The sequence below is a fragment of the Planococcus chinensis genome (assembly GCF_020071995.1).
GTDB lineage: Bacteria > Bacillota > Bacilli > Bacillales_A > Planococcaceae > Planococcus > Planococcus chinensis_A.
Window position 1 is genome coordinate 138,639 of sequence record NZ_JABWTK010000003.1, and the last position, 18,328, is coordinate 156,966.

Genomic DNA, 18,328 nt, shown 5'->3' on the forward strand with positions numbered 1-18,328 from the left:
AGTTTTGTGTAGTCTTTTTTTGCTTAAATGAATTCGCCATTTAGCTGAGGGGGAAAACCATCACTTCTTCTTCGCCGTGGAAATCGCCGGTTAATTTAAAACCGAAATTGAGGTACAGGCTGCGGGCGCGTTGGTTCTCCGGGTAGACCGTCAAGCGCACTTCCCTGCACTGCGGCGAGTGGGCGGCAATCCAGCGGACCATCTCTGAAAGAGCCGCTTTGCCGTAACCCTTTCCTTGCTGCGCTTCATCAATGAAAAAGCCATTGATCCAATACATATCAACCGTTTCTTTCTCGAAAGCGTGCATGATAAAACCGACCATCGTTTCACCATCATAAATAGCAAATGGCAGGTACTCCACCTGATCGCCGTCCGGTTTAATATAAGGCTTTGCTAGAGATACCGCTGCAGCAGGGACAAACCGGCGTTGTTCTGAGCTGACATTTAGGTTTAAGCATTCTTCCCAGTTGGTTCTTGTGATGGGCACCAGGTTTATCTTCATTTTGTTTCCACCTCTTTCCTTGAATCTTGTTTAATCGGTATTTTACCATTCCGCCAAAGTGAAAGCTTTAGAAAACGCAATAAAATCATTGGATTCTTATGGTTTGCAATCCTTGTGCCAAAAAACATTAAGCGTTAAAGGCAGCGAGGAGCGATCCCTTCGGATGTTTACTTTTCCGGAAACAGGAAAGAGGAAAGAAAAGGACAGAAGACTAAATTAGGAGGAGAAAACATGGAGATTGCAAAAGTAAATGGAAAACTGGATGGCAAAAAACTGGCTGTGAACATTCTCGTACCGGTTGTCGGCGGATCGATTATCGGAGCTCTCGCCAACAAGAATACACAGGAAAAGTACAAGAAATTGAAAAAGCCGTCTTTCTCGCCGCCGCCTTGGCTTTTTCCGACGGTCTGGACCACTTTATATACGACAATGGGCCTTGCCAAATACCGGGCAGAGACACAAGCGGAATTGAAAAACCAGAAAACCCAGACGGATGTACCTTATGACATCCAGCTCGGCTTGAATTTCCTTTGGTCGTTTCTGTTTTTCAAATGGGGATTGCGGGGGATCGCACTTGTTGAAATGGCGTTGCTGCTGGGGGCCGTGACGTGGACCACTTATGAATTCTACAAACAGGACAAACTGGCAGGATCGTTGATGGTGCCGTATATCGGCTGGGTCGGTTTTGCGCTGGGCCTTAACTATTCCGTATGGAAACTCAATAAATAAAAAGTTCAAAGACAGGAATCTCAGAAACATTTCTGTGATTCCTGTCTTTTTAAATATTTTCACTTCTTCGTGTAGACAGTCAAATTTTTTGATAAACTGTTAGATAATAGAGTCTATTATTTTCCAATAGGAGGAATTTATACATATGTTCAAAAAAATGGCTTCAGACGCTCTAGGATTATCAGATGTCGGAAAAATTATCGATCCGCAGGATTATGACAAAACCGATGCAGACGATTACGTCATGCACGAAGACCAAGAAAAAATCTTCTTCTTAATCAAAACAAAAGCGGATGAATATTGCTTCACTAATCTGGCGCTTATTCATGTGGACGGAGACAGTGCGATGTCGTCGAAGCGTACATTGAAACGCTATCCGTATTCTCAGCACTCTATTTCAGACGTAGTGATGGAGACGGCGGGAAAAATCGACTTGGACATTGAAATCGGCTTTAAATTGGGCCAGATTCCGTTTAAAATCGATGTGCAGAAAAATCAGATTGAACGTTTGAAGGATCTTTACAAATCGTTATTGCGCATTGCTGAAATGACGCATGAAAATGAAATCATCATTTCGATGGCAAACCAAAGCTTGGATAAAGCAGTAACGGTTCTGCAAAACTCCCGGCCGAATGACGTGGCCTTGGATGTCCAGTACTCGAAATTGACGGATTTCGGCTTTACGTGGATGACTTCTGTCCGCAACCAGTACCATGTAAAAGATTTTGGGGATGTCTTCGAAAAATACATCAACAACTAAACTTTGGTAAGGCCTTTCTTCTCTGATTTTGTTAGGGAAGAAAGGCCCTTTTTTATTTTCTTGAAGCATTTTTGACCAGCTCAAAATCTCTCCATGTTAAGCTGAAACTGAAGAGAAATTTAATTAAAAGGAATTTTTTGATAAATAGAATTGGAGGAGAGAATAATATGGCCATCAAAGTAGCAGCAATCATTGGAAGTGTGCGAGAAGGTTCGATGAATATGAGGCTAGTGGAGTTTATGAAAAAGCGTTATGCAGACCGTCTGGATATCGAATCGGTTACCATCAACGATATCCCGCTGTTCAATCCGGACATTGAAGGAAATGTGCCGCAGGAAGTGGTCGACTTTAGAAACAAAGTGAAGAACGCGGATGCGGTTCTTTTTGCGGTCCCGGAATACAATTACTCAATTCCCGGATCTTTAAAGAACGCCATTGACTGGCTGTCGCGCGGCGGTTTTGTGCTTCGTGAAAAACCAGCGTTCATCGTGGGATCTTCAATGGGGGTGCTGGGAAGTGTGCGAGCCCAGATTCATTTACGGGAAGTGTTGTCAAATCCGTCATTGTCTCCGATGCTGTTGCCGGGAAATGAAGTTTATATCGGATCGGTCCACGAGAAACTGAATGAAAATAACGAAATTATCGATTCCGGAACACTTGGCTTTTTAGACCAGGTGGTGGACAATTTCGTTACATTTTACAACAAAATGGCTTAAGCGCAGAGTTGGTGCTCTTGAAGTTTTTTCCGCTTCAAAGGCACTTCTTTTTTTGTTTTATTTTCTTGATGCAGGTTTTGAAAAAAAAGATTACAATAAGACTTGCTTGTATTGAAGGAGTGCGTCCCATTCTGTTGTCTATTCGTATAAGCGACTTTTAGGGGAATTGTATCAGGAGGGGAAATCATGTTAAAAGATGTGTTTATCGGCTTGTCGCAAAATCAATTTTTAACAAGCGCAGCGAAAAAGTATGGCTTGAAATTAGGAGCCCAAACCGTTGTGGCGGGAACAAATATCGAACAAACAATCGACAGCATCCGGGAATTGAATGCACAAGGAATCAGCTGCACAGTAGATAACCTTGGGGAATTCGTTTTTGAAAAAGAAGAAGCATTAAAAGCGAAAGAAAGCATTCTTGAAGTAATTGAAAGTATCCATGCAAATGGAGTAGATGCGCATATTTCTTTGAAACCTACCCAGATCGGATTGGATATCGATTATGATTTTTGTTATGAAAACTTAAGAGAAATCGTTGCGGCCGCAAACCGGTACGATATGCATATAAATATTGATATGGAAGACTACGGGCACGTACAGCCTTCATACGATTTGATTGAAACGCTTTTGAAAGAATACGACAACATCGGAACTGTGATACAGGCGTATTTCTTCCGGGCAGAAGACGACATCAAAAAGCATAAAGACTTGCGTCTTCGCATTGTTAAAGGGGCTTATAAAGAACCTGCCGAGTATGCTTACCAAACACGGGAAGAAATTGATGCGAATTTCATTCAGTTGATTGAATACCATTTGCTGCACGGGAAATTCACGTCTATCGCCACTCACGACCATAATGTCATTAATCACGTGATCGAATTTGTGAAAGAAAATGACATTCCGCGTGAAAAATTCGAATTCCAAATGCTGTACGGCTTCCGGAAAGACATGCAGTTGAATTTGGCGCGCCAAGGCTACAACTTCTGCACATACGTGCCGTTTGGCGATGACTGGTACGGCTATTTCATGCGCCGCCTTGCTGAGCGTCCGCAAAACTTGAACCTTGTTGTCAAACAAGTATTTAACAAGCGTACGAATACGGCAATCGGTTTGGCTGCCGGAGCATTCCTGCTTGGCCGTTTGACATCAAAAGGGAAAAAATAAATAAAACCAAAAAGAATGGCTCAATCCGTGAGCCATTCTTTTTTCGTTTCTGCCAATTTTCTTTTGCCGAAAATGAAATAATAATAGATAGCGGAAATGCAGTAAAGCGCCGCTGTGATAGTGAAAGCATAGGCATACCCCCAGTAGGAGCCGAACGAGATGACCAGTCCTGCAGCAATCGGCCCCATCGCTGCCCAGCCAATGTTGAAAACCATCTGGTTGGCCGAATTGGCAAGGCCTTTGTATTTGTCGTGGACCACTTCCATTGCAATCGCACTTTGAATCGGATTGCCGGCATTCATCAAAGCTTGCCGCAATAAAAAGCCAAGGGAAGCGAGGAGAAGTGAGGTCGTATAAGCTGTCAAGATCAAAAAGGGAATCGACAGCAATTGAAACAGCAGCATCGCTTTTACTTTCCCGACTTTATTGACCAGCAGAGGCCCGATCAATGTCGCCACTACTGTCATGGCGGAACCGAGTGCCAAAATGAGTCCGATATAGGTGTTGGATGCTTCAAAGCGGTTGGAAAAGTACAAGTTCAGATAAGGAACTACCAATCCGGAGCCGAGGCCGATGAGCAGGCTGGCGAACGAGAAATGAAAAATGGCGACTAAATTTTTTGAAAGGCGGGCATCCGCCGCATCGATGTCGATGCGGGTATTTATTTTTTCTTCTCCCGGCGGCTTCTGGTTGCTCAAGCGAAGCAGCGGAATCAGCCCGAAAGCATAAAGCAGGGAACCAAACAAAAGAGACCAGCGAATGGCGTGGACGGCATCCATTGCAAGAAGCCATTGGAGGGCATCCGATACCACACCGCCAAGCAAGCTACCCAAGACATTGGCCAAGGTCATCAAAGCAAAATACATGCTGAACAGATGGACGCGTTCGGATGCTTTGGAATGCTCCGCGAGAAAAGGAATGCCGGACACTTGGACAAATGCCATGAACAGACCGGTCAAAAAAGCCGCTGTGACAAGCGGCAATTCCGCTACGGCAAAGCTGCGGTAAAAAAGAGTCAATGCGCCGAGCACGGCTCCTCCGACAATGGTCCATTTCCGCCCGAACCGGTCGCTCAAAAAGCCGGCAGGAATCAGCATAATGGCAGAAGCCAAGGCAGTCATTGAAATCACTTTGCCGTTGATGGATTCCGGCATGCCGAGTTCTTTTATGTAGAGGTTGTACATCACCATAAAAACGCCCATGCCGATCTGGATGAGGACATTGGCCAGCATAAACAACTTGATATTGCGGTTAAAAGATAAAAACTTCTTTTTCCAGTCGACAACCCACGTTTGCATGCGCTTCACTCACTTTGCCTATTATTATTTCGCCTCTCTAAATATATAGCTTCATTTCCATGAAATCAACTTTAAATCGTGGAATTTTTAATCGAGTGGGACGATTCGGAAAATGGTAGAATGGAGTTATACGAAATACGTGAAGGAAGAATTTGCTAAAGGGGGATATACATAGATGTATCAGACAATTATTGAACCACGGGTGTCGGAAACAGATGGGGTTGGTCATATCAACAATACGACTTTGCCGGTCTGGTTTGAAGCTGCCAGAAATCCATTATTCAGCTTGTTTACGCCGGACCACGATTTTTCAAAATGGAAAATGGTGATTGCGAAAACGACATTGGAGTTTGTAAAGCAAATCCATTTCGGTTCCGATGTGAAAATTTGCGTATGGGTAAAGAGAATCGGCAATTCGAGCCTGGAATTGCATGAAGAGCTTTATCAAAAAGAAGAGCTTTGTGCAAAAAATACAGTGGTTTATGTAAATTACAATTTGGCTGTCGGGAAATCCGAAAAAATTCCGGATGGCATCCGGGAGGAATTAGAAAAGCATCTCCAATCATAGGAACCATGGGGGAGGCAGGATTAACTTTCTGGTTAATTATTTGAATTCTCTTTTATTTTATGTTATCTTGAAATGCTTTTTCGACGTGCTATAATGATACCATTCTAATAATATTCACTCATATAATCGCGGGGATATGGCCTGCAAGTTTCTACCGGTTTGCCTTAAACAAACTGACTATGAGAAGCAACGAAATGATGGGGAAGTGCCTTTTTTGGGAGGCATGAACCTGTTTATTTCCTTTCGAATTTTTAGCTCGAAGGACATTGCTCCACTCATGGTATGAATGGATGCACGTTCTGAGGGCTATTTTTTATGCTCTCGGCGTGACGAAAGGAGTGCTAATAGCATGAAACAATTACAGGAAAAAATATTGACAGACGGTCAGGTTTTATCGGATTCAGTCCTAAAAGTAGATTCGTTTTTGAACCACCAAATCGATCCGGTGCTTATGCAGGCGATCGGTGAGGAATTCGCTTCCAAATTTGCGAACGAGGGCATCACCAAAATTTTGACGCTTGAGTCTTCCGGGATTGCACCTGCGATGATGACGGGCCTGGTACTCGGTGTACCGGTGATTTTTGCAAGAAAACGCAAATCCCTCACGTTAATCAACGAATTATATACGGCGAGTGTCCATTCGTTTACGAAAAACGAAACAAACGATATTTCCGTTTCACAGAAATTCATTGGCAAAGATGATGTCGTGCTGATTCTGGATGATTTTTTGGCGAACGGGCAAGCGGTTCTTGGCTTGATCGATATTATTGAACAAGCAGATGCAGCGCTTGGCGGTGTGGCCATTGTGATTGAAAAAGGATTCCAGGACGGCGGCAAGATGATTCGCGACCGCGGTGTCCACGTTGAATCCTTGGCGAATATTGCTTCTTTGGCTAATGGCAAAGTTGAATTTCTTGAGGAGGTTCCTGTGGGATGAAAAGTGCAGCTTTAGGATTCCAGCATTTGCTGGCCATGTATGCAGGTGCCGTATTAGTTCCATTGATCGTTGGAGACGCCCTCGGCTTAACATCAGAACAATTGACGTATTTGGTAGCCATCGATATTCTGCTTTGCGGTGTCGCCACTATTCTGCAAATCGTAAACACGCGCTTTTTCGGAATCGGCCTTCCGGTCGTATTAGGCTGTACTTTTACAGCAGTCGGCCCGATGATTGCCATTGGTGCTGAATACGGAATTTCCGCTATCTACGGTTCGATTCTGGTTTCCGGTTTGATTGTTGTGCTGATCAGCGGCTTTTTTGGAAGCCTTGTCCGCTTTTTCCCTCCTGTGGTGACAGGATCGGTTGTAACGATTATCGGAATCACGCTAATTCCGGTAGCCATCAACAATATGGGCGGCGGCCAAGGAGCGAGCGATTTTGGATCCCTTACAAATATCGCTTTGTCTTTCGGCACTTTGCTGTTCATCGTTTTGGTTTATAAATTTGCCACGGGCTTTTTACGGGCCATTTCGATTTTGCTTGGCTTGGCAGTTGGAACCTTTGCTGCAACGTTGCTGGGCGTAGTCGACTTTTCCGCAATCGGCGAAGCTTCTTACTTCCATATGGTAGAGCCTTTTTACTTCGGTGCTCCGACATTTGAATGGTCTGCCATTCTTACGATGACTTTGGTTGCCATGGTTTCTTTAGTGGAATCGACAGGCACCTATTTCGCTTTAAGCGATATTACCGGAAAAAAATTAAACGAGAAGGACTTATCCAAAGGGTATCGTGCAGAAGGACTGGCGATTATTCTAGGTGGAATTTTCAACTCGTTCCCGTATACGACGTTTTCACAAAACGTGGGGCTGATTCAAATGTCGGGCGTCAAATCGAGAAAAATCATCTTGATTACCGGCTTGATGCTGATTTCACTTGGCTTCTTGCCAAAAGTGGCAGCCTTTACGACAATTATTCCGACTGCCGTACTTGGCGGGGCTATGATTGCCATGTTCGGAATGGTCATTTCACAAGGCATTAAAATGCTGAGCAAAATCATTGCAGAATCCCAGGAAAATTCAATGATTGTGGCATGTTCGGTAGGAATCGGGCTCGGCGTTACGGTCGTGCCTGAAATCTTTGCCCAATTGCCGGCGGGCCTTCAGATTTTGACAAGCAACGGCATTGTAGCGGGCAGCGTGACGGCGATTGCGCTGAACATTCTGTTCCATATGATTCCTTCAAAGAGAAAAGCAGAAGCAAAGGCACCTGTTTCCGTACAGAAGAATGCTGTAAACCACAGCTCCATATGAAATTAAAAACGAGCCGCTGCTATATGCAGGGGCTCGTTTTTAGCTTGTTGAGAAAGATATAGAAAAAATTTCTCTTAGAATATCTCCGATATTCCGCAAACCAGCTGCGCTTGCCGCGGGCGATCCGCCAAGCCTCCTCAGCCGCTGCGCGTCTTGCGGGGTCTCGGCTGTCTCGCTGTCCCGCAGGCGTCTCCGCTGGTTTGCTCCATATCGAAGGAGAGCAATGAATAAACAGCATGCTTACTCTTCTACTCTTTCTGATAGAAAGATTTCTTTATTAAAAGAATGAATCAAATGAAGCGGAAAGTGGCGACTCCTGCGGGAGCAGCACGAGCTGAAGACCCTGGACTGAGCAGCGCGAAGGAAGCGGCTGAAGCCGTCATAGCTGTCAACTTAAGAAAAAGTGTAACCCCTCTCAAAAGATGGTATGGAAGACTATCCATGAACGAGAGGGGTTTTTCCTATGTCGCCTTTAGCGACTGCCGACTTTCTTGACCAGCTGTTCGCCTTTCTGGAACCGGACAAAGTGGACGCCATCGCCCGGGAGACGGGCTTCATCCAACGGAAACGGGTTGTCACGGCCAGTGATTTCCTGGCGCTGCTGTTCCAGGTTCAGGGGAACCTGATGGACTGTACGCTTCAGGAGCTCTGTTTCAAGCTCACCACCGAACAGGACATCTCCATCAGCCGGGCGGCACTCGATAAGAAATTCACCATGAACGCCGTGCACTTTCTCCATCGCTTGGTAGAGGAGTTATGTCGTTTCCAGCACCAGCTTCTGCCCGAAGGGCAGGTCCACAATCTGCCCTTCACCAGCATCCGGATCCTTGATGCCACAGCGGCCAGCGTGCCGGACCATTTGAAGGCCCGTGCCCAGAAGACGCGCCAGACGTCGGTGAAAATCCAATACGAGTTTGACTTGTTGACCGGGCGGTTCACGTTCTTTTGCCTGGACCGCCAGAACATCAACGACGCCGTCATCGGCGCGAAACGGGTGCCGTTTCTGGAGGGACAGGAGTTGTGTTTGCAGGACTTGGGCTATTTCCACTTCAAGGTATTCGAAGGGATCCAACACTACGGCAGCTATTTCCTCACCAAATTCCGGAGCGATGCCTACCTGGCCTATCGGAACCCGTTTCCCAACTATCATCCGAACGGGGACGTGGTGGCGAGCAGCCAATACCACCGCATTGACCTGGCCGGTCTTTGCCGGAACATGGCGCCCGGTGAAGTGTTGGAGCTCGAAGAGGTCCATTTCGGAAGGGACGCCCATTTCCCCGCCCGGTGCATCCTCCTGTCTCACGATGATGCGCAGCGGCAAGTGCGCCTTGGACGCATCCAGCGCCGCGCGACGAAGTCGGGCAAAAAACCGAAGCAGCTGGTGCAGGACCTCGCCGGCATCACCGGGTATATGACCAATCTGCCAGAATCGGTCTCTGATGCCCAGGTGGTCGAATTGTATCGGTTGCGCTGGCAGATCGAATTGAGTTTCAAGATCCTCAAGTCGTATCTGGCGATCGATCACTTTAAGCTGGTCAAACAGGAACGCTGGCTCTGCCACGTGTATGGCATCTTCCTGGTTTTTCTCCTGAGCCAATTGATGGCGTATCGATTCCGGAACGCAATCTGGGAAGAAGAACAGGAAATCAGTGAGATGGTGGCGATCCGGAGCATCGGATGCGGGCTCTTGGCGAAACTCTACGAAGCTTTCCGGCAAAAAAAGAAGACGCCTCAGGCGTTCGTCCACTTGATTACGCGGCTGCTTATCCGAACCGCCCGGAAACCTGCCTCCGCCAAGGGGACCGCCATGAAACGCCTTCACGCCATGTAGCAGAACCCCAACGCCTCCTGGCCGGGAGGCTTATTTGGCGTTCTTATTTATTTCCATTTCCGATGTCCAAACGAATGAAACCCCTCCGGACAGAAAAAATGACCGGAAGGGTTTTGGGGAAATTCTTAAGTTGACAGCTATGGGCTGAAGCCGTGCCCGCGGAAAGCGTCCACTTGGAGCGAAATGGCTTAGAGAATGGAATATTTCTCGACAGCCAAAAACGAGCCGTTGCTATATGCAGGGGCTCGTTTTTTAATTGCTGTTGGCAAACAGAAAATCCAATGCGCGGGCTAAGGTTTCCTGGCCATCAATGGTGTCTAATGCGTATTGGAATTCGTGTTTCAACTGTTTTTCGGTACCGATGAAAAACATGCTGTCTACGGCCACACCGGCAGCTTCAAGGGATTCCGCGAGCTCTACGGATTGAGAAGCGAGCGGATCCGCATCCCCGACCGTGATAAAAACAGAAGGATACGCCGGAGTCAGGTGATTGACCGTTGATAATTGGTCGATGTTTTCGAATGACTCAAAAGGCTTGGCACCGGTATAAGCACTTAAAAAGTTGTCAATATTGGGAAAGCCGGTAGCACGAACCGTTTCCATATTGAATAATCCGCAAAAAAGCAGGGCGCCTTTCAGCTGTTCCGGCTGGACAGCGGGCACGATTTCCATTGTTTGCGCTAAATCTTCATTGGACATGACAGCGGCCACTTGGCTGGATATTTGGGCTCCTGCCGAATCACCGCCGATAAACACGCGGGACATATCGCCGCCGTATTTTTCAGCGTGCAGCTGCAAATAGCCAAGCGCTTCGTTTGCCTGTATGACCGGGCCGGGATAAAGCTGTTCAGGCGCCAGTGCATAGTCGATATTTGCCACCACATAGCCGGCATGGGCCAAAGCCATTCCATATTCCTGCCGGGTGTCTTTAGAGCCGCCGACGAATCCACCCCCGTGTATCCATAAAATTACCGGCAGCTTGTCACCGCCTTCAACCGGATAATAAATATCCAATAAGCTGTCTTTTTTATCGCTGTAAACGAGGTCTTTGACAATGTTGACTTCTTGTTGTATTTTTTCCAGGTCAAATAAGAAAGCCTCGGAAGCTTTCGGTGAAGAAGGGTCATCCATGAACGAAGCAGTTGCCCATACTGCGGCAGCTGCAATCATGAAGATGGCCACGGAGAAAAGCAGGATTTTTTTATTTGATTGCTGGAATGTGGTTTTAAAAGACATCGTAAGCATCCTTTGCAAAAAATTTAATGCTGGACAATAGCTAAAGCGTAACGTGAGGATGAAAGAAAAAATACAGACTAATTACCTATTATTACTTTTGTAACAAATATTAATTTGCAGTTTTCATGCTTTATCTCTTTTTTTCCGGGTATTGAATAAGGATGAAGTTTGAGACAGGGAAGTGTATGCAATGTTCGGTTTAGCCGATCTAATATCGTTAATCATTTCGGCATTTATCATTTTGCCGATTGTTGTATTTTTAAGGGAAAGCGGTTATTTGATTGTCAGTTTCGTCTTTGGCGTCAATAATCCAAGGCTGACAATCGGTTCAGGTCCGCGAATCATTAAAATTGGCATGTTTGATATACGCAAATATTATCATTTATATAGCTGGTATTCCTATGATTCATTAAAAAGGAAAAGCAAGTTTGTCTATGTAAGCATTTATGCGGGGCCAATTCTCGTAAACCTGATTGTAGCACTGACCATTAATGCTATGTTGGCCAATGGTTTGCTGCAGGAATATGAAACATTTTGGAGCCGCTTTGTGTTTTATGCTTTTTACTATGTGTTATTTGACATTGTACCAATGAAAACGGCAAATGGCATGCCAAACAACGGGCTCATCATTTATGAAATGCTACGTTATGGCCGGCGTACCGATTATAATCAGGAGCCTTTTATTCCATCAACCAGCGAAGTAGAAGAGCAATACCAGGAAGAAATGGAGAAAATCGAAGAAGTAAAAGAGCAGCAAAAAGAACAGATTGAGCAGGAAAAACAAGAAGACCAGCAAGAATTAAAAGAGCAGAAAGAGCACGAAAAAGAAAAAGTAAAAGAGCAGCAGAAAGAGAAAAGACAGCAGGATACCTAGTCATTTTTCATTCGGGACGTTGAAATGGTACGATGAAAGAGCAGATTAGCGGAATTGGAGGAAAGGCAGTATGGCAAAAAAATCAAAAGGGATTCATCATATTACGGCAATCGTCGGAAACCCACAGGAAAATGTGGATTTCTATGCCGGCGTCTTAGGGCTGCGGTTAGTCAAGAAAACCATCAACTTTGATGATCCGGGAACGTATCATCTTTATTTTGGGAACGAAACCGGTGAACCGGGCACAATCATTACTTTTTTCCCTTGGGACCAAGCTTATAAAGGGAAAATTGGCGATGGGCAAGTCGGCGTGACGACTTATGCAGTGCCAACGGGTGCTTTTGGCTTTTGGGAACAGCGGCTATCCAAGTTTGGGGTGCCTTATGAAAAAACAGCCCGTTTCGAAGAGCAGTATATCACTTTTGATGATCCTCACGGCTTGCATTTGGAGTTGGTGGAAAGAGAAGCGGGAAAACCGAATGCCTGGCGCTTTGGCAACATCGGCCCGGAAGCGGCAATCAAAGGATTTGCCGGTGCAACATTGTTTACTGCCAATGCTGAAAAAACCACAGAACTGCTGGAGATAGGCCTTGGCTTGGAAAAAGAAGGCCAGGAAAACGATTTGATGCGATTCCGTGCCTCAGCGGAACTTGGAAACGTGATTGACGTAAAACTGAGCCCTGTTGGTCCAGGACGCATGGGGGCGGGCACGGTTCATCACATTGCCTGGCGCGCGGCCGACAACGCAGATCAAATAGATTGGAAGCGGCAGATTGAAGAGTACGGTCTGCAAGTAACGCCGGTCCAGGACCGCAATTATTTCAAAGCGATTTACTTCCGTGAATACGGTGATCTATTATTTGAAATTGCGACAGACCCTCCCGGTTTTGCTGTTGATGAAACCCCTGATACTCTCGGTGAGGGTTTAATGCTGCCAAAGCAATACGAGCATTACCGGGCAAGGCTGAATGAAGATTTGACGCCGATTGCCGTTCGGGAATTGGATTAAAGCAATAAGGAAAGAGCGTCCTAAGGATATTCCTCAGGACGCTCTTTTTAATGGTTATTTTGAGACCATGCTCTTCAACGCTAAGTTGATATTTTGAGGACGTTCAGCCAACCGTCTCATATAATAGCCGTACCAGTCTTGCCCGAAAGGAACATAGGTGGTAAATGCAAAGCCTTCATCGGCAAGCTCTTTTTGCATATCGGTGCGGAAGCCGTATAGCATCTGGAATTCAAAGCGGCTACGCGGAATCTGGTTTTCTTTCGCAAATTTCTTGACGGCATCGATAATGTGATGGTCATGGGTAGCGATTGAAGTGAAGCCGGGCTGCTGCAGCCGGATTTTGATGAGCTTCAAGAAATTGGCGTCGATGTCCTGTTTACTTTGATAAGACACTTCGGCAATTTCCTTGTACGCCCCTTTTACAAGGCGAATCCGGGCATTTTGCAAGTTTTCCAAATCTTTTTCAGAGCGGTAGAGATACGATTGAATCACTGTGCCGACATTGTCGTATTCCTTTAAGAGTTCATGGAGGATATCTAGCGTTTGCTGCAAGTGGCTGTAATCTTCCATATCAATATTGATGAAGATGGCATAGCGGGCAGCTGCCTCAACAATTTCGCGCATATTTTCCAAGCAGAATTTGTAATCGACATCCAAGCCGACCTGAGTCAATTTGACGGACATATGAGCAGTCACGCCACGCTGTTGAATAGCTTCCAGTGTAGCCAAGATGTTTTCTTTTGCCTGAAGTGCTTCTTCTTTGCTGTAGACAAATTCTCCTAAATTATCGATGGTTGCACCGATGCCATTGGCGTTTAATTCTTTGACGGATTTCATCATGCTATCAATATCAGTACCCGCTACCACTTTGCTGGCGCCAAGCTTTAAACCCCATTTTTTTGCTCCGGTATTTAATAGCTGGTTTTTGGATAATGCTATGAAAAAGTCTCTAGTAAGCCCCACTTTTTTTCCTCCTATACTTTTAAAACCGCTTTCGATCGCAAGACAATTGAAACAAGAGACGGCGGAACCGCCGGATATATTTTTTTATGGATAAATAGGAAACCTAAATGGCTTCTGTTTTCTATTATAATCGAATATCAGGGTTCTACCTAACCGGAACTAAAAAACGAGCGCGCGGAATTGAAAGCTCTGCCATCCTGCCGTATACTTTCAATAGACTTAATAATCAGAAAAAGGAGGGTTTCAGTTGAAAGATATGCAAGAAACCAAAATTACAGCATCTGAGACGGTGATGGTTAATCAGTATGTGAACGGTGTCCTGGATCCGAGCCTGGATATGCTGGGTCCTGTCAAAAGCGGAGGGCATATCGTGGCGCATACAGCTCCTGGCTGCTGGGGGCCGATGATTACGCCGTGCATCCGTGGCGGCCATGAAGTAACTAAACCGGTCTATGTCGAAGGCGCAGAGCCTGGAGACGCCATTGTCATCCGAATAAAGTCGATTGAAGTGACTTCTCTCGCTACTTCATCGGGCAATGACAGTCCGGTGGAAGGTCGTTTTCTCGGAGATCCGTTTATTGCGGTGAAATGTCCGGGCTGCGGAACTTTGTATCCGGAGACTGTAATCAAAGGAACCGGCAGCGAAGCAATCCGCTGTGCCAATTGTGATGCAGATGTCACACCGTTTGTGTTCACCAATGGCTATACCATGTTTATGGGCGAGAAAGGCGATGTCGGCGTTACACTCAATCGGGAAGCGGCTGAAATGATTGCACAAAACGGGAGGGCGTATATGAAGACGCCGGATGCGTCGGTGCAAAACCCGATTGTCACATTTGCGCCGCATGATTTAGTTGGAACCATTGCACGCATGCGGCCTTTTTTAGGCCAGCTGGGAACCACTCCGTCGCGCCCGATTCCGGATTCCCATAATGCCGGCGATTTTGGATCGTTTTTAATTGATGCACCGCATGAATACGTCAGCACCCAAGAAGAACTCGACATGCACCGCACAGATGGCCATATGGATATCAGCCGGGTCCGGGCAGGTTCAGTCCTGATTTGTCCGGTGAAAGTTCCCGGCGGCGGCGTTTACTTGGGCGATATGCATGCGATGCAGGGAGACGGGGAAATAGCGGGCCATACAGCGGACGTAGCCGGAATTGTTCATCTGGAAGTGGAATTGATCAAAGGCTTGAACAATGCTGGTCCGATATTGCTGGCGAATGTGGAGGATTTGCCTTATACAGCCAAACCGTTTACAGCGGAAGAGCGATTGGCTGCGCAGAAAATTGCGGACAAATGGAACGTGCCGCAACTGGAAGAATCCTTGCCGGTCTCGTTCATTGGTACAGGTCCGACCTTAAACGCAGCTACGGACAACGGATTAGAACGGGCAGCCGCATTATTCGATGTAACCGTTCCGGAAATTATGAACCGGGCGACAATTACCGGTTCCATCGAAATCGGGCGCCATCCAGGGGTAGTCACCGTTACTTTTCTGGCTCCTGAAAGTTATTTGAAAAAGGTGAACCTGTATGATTTGGTAAAAGCCCAATACCATTAAAAGCAAAAAGGAAGGGCCTGATTAAACGGGCTCTTCCTTTTATTTTATTGTTTTAAGCTAATGGCCATTCCCGCTTTTTTATGTTTGCGGGGCGTGGATTTCCCAGGATAGTTTTAGGGCGCCTGCCAGATATTCTGCTGCCTCGTCGGCTTCAAACTGATCTATTTGGAATGTTGAGTGGTTTAGGGAGTAAATCGCTTGCCGCTCGTGGAAAAGTTGTTTGATGTCATCGATTGAGCGGTTCTTGAGCAATGGGCGGTTGCCGGAAAGAATCTGGATGCGGTCTTTCCAGGAATCCCAGGAAATATCCAAAAATAATACGATGCAATTTTTGAGGCACATGGCTTGGATTTCTTTTTGCAGAAAAGCGCCTCCTCCGACGGAGATGATGTAAAGGGGTTGTCGGCTATAGTAGCTGATCAGTTCCTTTTCTTTTTTGCGGAAGGCTTTTTCGCCATAAGTCTCGAATATTAAAGGAATCGGCATGGCAAATTCCTTTTCAATTTCTGCGTCAATGTCGATAAAATTGCGGTACAGTTTTTGGGCCAGCAATTTCCCGACAGTGGTTTTTCCCACACCCATAAAGCCGATGCACACAATGCTTTTTTCACGAATGGACAATTCGAAATTTCTCACTGGCAACCACTCTTTTCTATTGATAGTAAGTTGAAAACAGAAGGTACTCAACCCTACTTTACACGAAGCGGAATAATAATTCACTCAATTTTAAAAAGGACTGGAGGAGACAAGATGGCTGTAACTTATTTGCTAACAGGATCTTACGCTTCGGCGAAGGAACCGGGCATCAAACTTTGGAGATTCAATTTGGAAGAAGGAACATTAACCGAAATGAATAGAATCGGTGGAATTGATCGCGCTTCTTTTATTGCGGTTCATCCGGATGGTGAACATTTTGTAGCGACGAGTGAAGTGGGCGAAGGGGAACTGGTTTCTTTCCGTTTGGAGCTCTCATCCAACCAGATGACAGAAATCAGCCGCCAGTCTGCCAATGGAGATCACCCGGCGCATGTCTGCATTGATGCATCGGGGAAATGGGTGCTCTCTGTCAATTACTCAGGAGGCAATGTCAATGTCTATCCTTTTATGGAAGACGGTTCTATTGGTGAACGGACCGATTCCGTTCGCCATAAAGGCGAAGGGCCAAATGAAGAACGCCAAGACGCGCCGCATCCACATTCGGTGTTCCAGCTGCCGGGCAGCAACAATTTTTTGGTTTCTGATTTAGGGACGGATCTGATTTTTGTCTACGAATTGGATCCGGCAACCGGCAAATTGGCAACCAAGCAAATCGTTGCGACTACTCCTGGTGCAGGTCCTCGCCACTTAGCTTTTCATCCTGCAAAACCCTACGTCTACTCTCTGGAAGAGTTAAGCTCAGCTTTGTCGGTGTATCGGCTAGGGGGAGAAGAGTTTTTGAAATTTGCCCAAGTGGCTGATTTGGTGCCGGAAGATTTTGTGGGAGAAAATACGAGTGCAGAAGTGGCAGTGTCCGAAGACGCCCGTTTTCTTTATGCCTCCAACCGTGGACATGACAGCATTGCTGTTTTTGAAATTCTGGAAGACGGAAGCCTGCAGTTACAGGGGCATGTCCCTTCAGGCGGAGCTGGGCCACGGCACTTTGCACTTGTTCCGGGAGGCGAATGGCTGGTTGTGGCAAACGAACAATCAGACTCGCTGTGCATCATGAAAATTGACGCGTCTGGAATACCGGAAATCACCGGCGAACCGATCCATACGACTTCACCCGTCTGTGTAAAAGTAATTAGATAGAAAAAAGCAGCCAGAATAGCTTCTGGCTGCTTTTTTAAATTACCAATCTTCCGATTCTTTTTCCATCACGCCAAGTTCTTTCATTAAATCAATAAAGAAGCTGTCGTTATTGCCTTGGAATGATTTTTCGGTGCATGGTGAATGCGGAAGGTAACCAAGTTCCTCGGCATCGCCCAAGGTGGCGTCTTCCAGGAAATTTGTCGCATCCGCTTCATCAAAACAAGATGGGGCAATATAGGTCCGGTGGGTATGTTCGAGCACGACGCGTGTATTCGGAGCCGGTTCGTTGTTGCGCGGCATGAACATCGCAGCAATCAATGCAATGACTATTAGTCCGACTGCCACCGTCCACAATTTTTTGTTCTTCATCTACTTATTCCTCCGAAAGCAGGATTTTCGCATCCGCCATGATTTCTTCAGCCGGCAGTTTGACGCCGTCGTAATCTTTCATGACGACGCCGTTTTGATCCACCAGATAGAAGGAAGTGCCGTGGATGACCTGGTCTGTATTTTCAGGTTTTCTGGCGAGCACCTGGAAGTTTTCCATCGCAAATTGATCGATGGTTTCAGGTGAATAGCCCGTAAGCAAATTCCATGAAGACAGATCCGCTCCGTAATTTTCCGCATAGGATTTTAAAATCTCCGGCGTATCCACAGTAGGGTCTACACTGAATGAAACAATTTTTACGTCCAGTCCCTCTTCTTTAAACTGCTTCTGTAAATCCACCATATTGGATGTCATCGGCAGGCAGACAGTCGTGCAATTTGTAAAGACAAAGTCTGCCACCCATACTTCTCCTTTTAAATCGGACAAGCCGAATTCTTCTTTTTCTTGATTGGTAAAAGTGAAATCTTCTATTTCCCAGTTAAGGGGGTCTTCAATGGCTTGGCCGCATCCGGCAAGCAATAAACTGAAAAGTAACAGTGTTGAAATCCATAAGGTTTTCCGCAAGATGCCTCTTCCTTTCTGAAATGACTCGCCTCCACTAAGCCTAGTAGAAAAAGGGCTTACAAACAAGAGCTAGCAACCTTAATTATGTGTAAAAATTGCGAACGCTTCTGCCCTTTTTCTT

Annotated in this window: 19 protein-coding genes and 1 riboswitch; of the genes, 12 read left to right on the plus strand and 7 right to left on the minus strand. The window is 46.1% G+C overall.

Annotated elements, in window-relative coordinates:
• Positions 1-40 precede the first annotated feature (40 nt).
• Positions 41-502, minus strand: coding sequence for a GNAT family N-acetyltransferase (locus tag HU147_RS06235; protein ID WP_224075434.1), 462 nt, complete (start codon positions 500-502; stop codon positions 41-43).
• A gap of 231 nt (positions 503-733) precedes the next feature.
• Between HU147_RS06235 and HU147_RS06240 the strand changes: the two genes are divergently transcribed.
• The 4 genes from HU147_RS06240 (at position 734) to HU147_RS06255 (ending at position 3,868) form a co-directional block, all read left to right on the plus strand.
• Positions 734-1,231, plus strand: coding sequence for a TspO/MBR family protein (locus tag HU147_RS06240; protein ID WP_224075435.1), 498 nt, complete (start codon positions 734-736; stop codon positions 1,229-1,231).
• Between the two features lie 145 nt (positions 1,232-1,376).
• Positions 1,377-1,991: a PH domain-containing protein gene (locus HU147_RS06245; protein ID WP_036810778.1), complete on the plus strand. Its 615-nt coding sequence runs from the start codon at positions 1,377-1,379 to the stop codon at positions 1,989-1,991.
• 167 nt (positions 1,992-2,158) lie between these two features.
• Positions 2,159-2,707, plus strand: coding sequence for an NADPH-dependent FMN reductase (locus HU147_RS06250; RefSeq protein WP_224075436.1), 549 nt, complete (start codon positions 2,159-2,161; stop codon positions 2,705-2,707).
• Between the two features lie 186 nt (positions 2,708-2,893).
• A complete protein-coding gene (locus tag HU147_RS06255; RefSeq protein ID WP_224075437.1) occupies positions 2,894-3,868 on the plus strand; it encodes a proline dehydrogenase family protein in 975 nt (324 codons plus the stop codon).
• 20 nt (positions 3,869-3,888) lie between these two features.
• On the opposite strand, the gene HU147_RS06260 is transcribed toward HU147_RS06255, so the two are convergent.
• Positions 3,889-5,166, minus strand: a complete 1,278-nt coding sequence (locus tag HU147_RS06260; protein WP_224075671.1) for an MFS transporter — start codon at positions 5,164-5,166, stop codon at positions 3,889-3,891.
• 175 nt (positions 5,167-5,341) lie between these two features.
• Between HU147_RS06260 and HU147_RS06265 the strand changes: the two genes are divergently transcribed.
• From HU147_RS06265 to HU147_RS06280, 4 genes are all read left to right on the plus strand, one after another.
• The gene (locus HU147_RS06265) at positions 5,342-5,734 is read left to right on the plus strand and encodes an acyl-CoA thioesterase (RefSeq protein WP_224075438.1); all 393 of its coding nucleotides are present in this window, start codon (positions 5,342-5,344) and stop codon (positions 5,732-5,734) included.
• Positions 5,735-5,832: 98 nt separating this feature from the next.
• A riboswitch (purine riboswitch) is annotated at positions 5,833-5,934 on the plus strand.
• Between the two features lie 149 nt (positions 5,935-6,083).
• Positions 6,084-6,671 (plus strand): xanthine phosphoribosyltransferase, encoded by a 588-nt coding sequence (locus HU147_RS06270; protein WP_224075439.1) that lies wholly within the window; start codon positions 6,084-6,086, stop codon positions 6,669-6,671.
• Positions 6,668-7,984 carry a nucleobase:cation symporter-2 family protein gene (locus tag HU147_RS06275; RefSeq protein WP_224075440.1) on the plus strand — a complete coding sequence of 439 codons (1,317 nt, stop codon included), beginning with the start codon at positions 6,668-6,670 and terminating at the stop codon, positions 7,982-7,984. Before HU147_RS06270 ends, HU147_RS06275 begins: the two co-directional genes overlap by 4 nt.
• 463 nt (positions 7,985-8,447) lie before the next feature.
• Positions 8,448-9,815, plus strand: coding sequence for an IS4 family transposase (locus HU147_RS06280; protein WP_224075441.1), 1,368 nt, complete (start codon positions 8,448-8,450; stop codon positions 9,813-9,815).
• A 252-nt stretch (positions 9,816-10,067) separates the two neighbouring features.
• On the opposite strand, the gene HU147_RS06285 is transcribed toward HU147_RS06280, so the two are convergent.
• Positions 10,068-11,051 (minus strand): alpha/beta hydrolase, encoded by a 984-nt coding sequence (locus tag HU147_RS06285; RefSeq protein ID WP_224075442.1) that lies wholly within the window; start codon positions 11,049-11,051, stop codon positions 10,068-10,070.
• Between the two features lie 190 nt (positions 11,052-11,241).
• Here HU147_RS06285 and HU147_RS06290 point away from each other — a divergent pair, with 190 nt between their 5' ends.
• Both HU147_RS06290 and HU147_RS06295 read left to right on the plus strand, forming a co-directional pair.
• Positions 11,242-11,925: a hypothetical protein gene (locus tag HU147_RS06290; RefSeq protein ID WP_224075443.1), complete on the plus strand. Its 684-nt coding sequence runs from the start codon at positions 11,242-11,244 to the stop codon at positions 11,923-11,925.
• Between the two features lie 70 nt (positions 11,926-11,995).
• Positions 11,996-12,934 carry a ring-cleaving dioxygenase gene (locus HU147_RS06295; RefSeq protein ID WP_224075444.1) on the plus strand — a complete coding sequence of 313 codons (939 nt, stop codon included), beginning with the start codon at positions 11,996-11,998 and terminating at the stop codon, positions 12,932-12,934.
• A gap of 54 nt (positions 12,935-12,988) precedes the next feature.
• On the opposite strand, the gene HU147_RS06300 is transcribed toward HU147_RS06295, so the two are convergent.
• The gene (locus tag HU147_RS06300) at positions 12,989-13,897 is read right to left on the minus strand and encodes a proline dehydrogenase family protein (protein WP_224075445.1); all 909 of its coding nucleotides are present in this window, start codon (positions 13,895-13,897) and stop codon (positions 12,989-12,991) included.
• 256 nt (positions 13,898-14,153) lie between these two features.
• Between HU147_RS06300 and HU147_RS06305 the strand changes: the two genes are divergently transcribed.
• On the plus strand, positions 14,154-15,464 hold the full coding sequence (locus HU147_RS06305; RefSeq protein ID WP_263427767.1) for an acetamidase/formamidase family protein: 1,311 nt from the start codon (positions 14,154-14,156) through the stop codon (positions 15,462-15,464).
• Positions 15,465-15,542: 78 nt separating this feature from the next.
• On the opposite strand, the gene HU147_RS06310 is transcribed toward HU147_RS06305, so the two are convergent.
• A complete protein-coding gene (locus HU147_RS06310) occupies positions 15,543-16,100 on the minus strand; it encodes a shikimate kinase (protein ID WP_224075446.1) in 558 nt (185 codons plus the stop codon).
• 114 nt (positions 16,101-16,214) lie between these two features.
• Between HU147_RS06310 and HU147_RS06315 the strand changes: the two genes are divergently transcribed.
• Complete coding sequence (locus HU147_RS06315; RefSeq protein ID WP_224075447.1) at positions 16,215-17,255, plus strand: lactonase family protein; 1,041 nt, start codon at positions 16,215-16,217, stop codon at positions 17,253-17,255.
• A 39-nt stretch (positions 17,256-17,294) separates the two neighbouring features.
• Here the strand turns inward: HU147_RS06315 and HU147_RS06320 are convergent, their stop codons facing one another.
• Entirely contained in the window at positions 17,295-17,624 is a 330-nt protein-coding gene (locus tag HU147_RS06320; RefSeq protein WP_224075448.1) for a hypothetical protein, read from the minus strand.
• Between the two features lie 4 nt (positions 17,625-17,628).
• The gene (locus HU147_RS06325; protein ID WP_224075673.1) at positions 17,629-18,210 is read right to left on the minus strand and encodes an SCO family protein; all 582 of its coding nucleotides are present in this window, start codon (positions 18,208-18,210) and stop codon (positions 17,629-17,631) included.
• Positions 18,211-18,328: the final 118 nt, after the last annotated feature.

What these genes read in the sequence shown, in the direction of transcription:
- HU147_RS06315 (WP_224075447.1), top strand. Translation starts at nt 16,215, where the DNA reads ATGGCTGTAACTTATTTGCTAACAGGATCTTACGCTTCGGCGAAGGAA.
- HU147_RS06245 (WP_036810778.1), top strand. Translation starts at nt 1,377, where the DNA reads ATGTTCAAAAAAATGGCTTCAGACGCTCTAGGATTATCAGATGTCGGA.
- HU147_RS06235 (WP_224075434.1), bottom strand. Translation starts at nt 502, where the DNA reads ATGAAGATAAACCTGGTGCCCATCACAAGAACCAACTGGGAAGAATGC.
- HU147_RS06240 (WP_224075435.1), top strand. Translation starts at nt 734, where the DNA reads ATGGAGATTGCAAAAGTAAATGGAAAACTGGATGGCAAAAAACTGGCT.
- HU147_RS06270 (WP_224075439.1), top strand. Translation starts at nt 6,084, where the DNA reads ATGAAACAATTACAGGAAAAAATATTGACAGACGGTCAGGTTTTATCG.
- HU147_RS06255 (WP_224075437.1), top strand. Translation starts at nt 2,894, where the DNA reads ATGTTAAAAGATGTGTTTATCGGCTTGTCGCAAAATCAATTTTTAACA.
- HU147_RS06305 (WP_263427767.1), top strand. Translation starts at nt 14,154, where the DNA reads ATGCAAGAAACCAAAATTACAGCATCTGAGACGGTGATGGTTAATCAG.
- HU147_RS06320 (WP_224075448.1), bottom strand. Translation starts at nt 17,624, where the DNA reads ATGAAGAACAAAAAATTGTGGACGGTGGCAGTCGGACTAATAGTCATT.
- HU147_RS06285 (WP_224075442.1), bottom strand. Translation starts at nt 11,051, where the DNA reads ATGTCTTTTAAAACCACATTCCAGCAATCAAATAAAAAAATCCTGCTT.
- HU147_RS06265 (WP_224075438.1), top strand. Translation starts at nt 5,342, where the DNA reads ATGTATCAGACAATTATTGAACCACGGGTGTCGGAAACAGATGGGGTT.
- HU147_RS06250 (WP_224075436.1), top strand. Translation starts at nt 2,159, where the DNA reads ATGGCCATCAAAGTAGCAGCAATCATTGGAAGTGTGCGAGAAGGTTCG.
- HU147_RS06290 (WP_224075443.1), top strand. Translation starts at nt 11,242, where the DNA reads ATGTTCGGTTTAGCCGATCTAATATCGTTAATCATTTCGGCATTTATC.
- HU147_RS06260 (WP_224075671.1), bottom strand. Translation starts at nt 5,166, where the DNA reads ATGCAAACGTGGGTTGTCGACTGGAAAAAGAAGTTTTTATCTTTTAAC.
- HU147_RS06275 (WP_224075440.1), top strand. Translation starts at nt 6,668, where the DNA reads ATGAAAAGTGCAGCTTTAGGATTCCAGCATTTGCTGGCCATGTATGCA.
- HU147_RS06295 (WP_224075444.1), top strand. Translation starts at nt 11,996, where the DNA reads ATGGCAAAAAAATCAAAAGGGATTCATCATATTACGGCAATCGTCGGA.
- HU147_RS06280 (WP_224075441.1), top strand. Translation starts at nt 8,448, where the DNA reads ATGTCGCCTTTAGCGACTGCCGACTTTCTTGACCAGCTGTTCGCCTTT.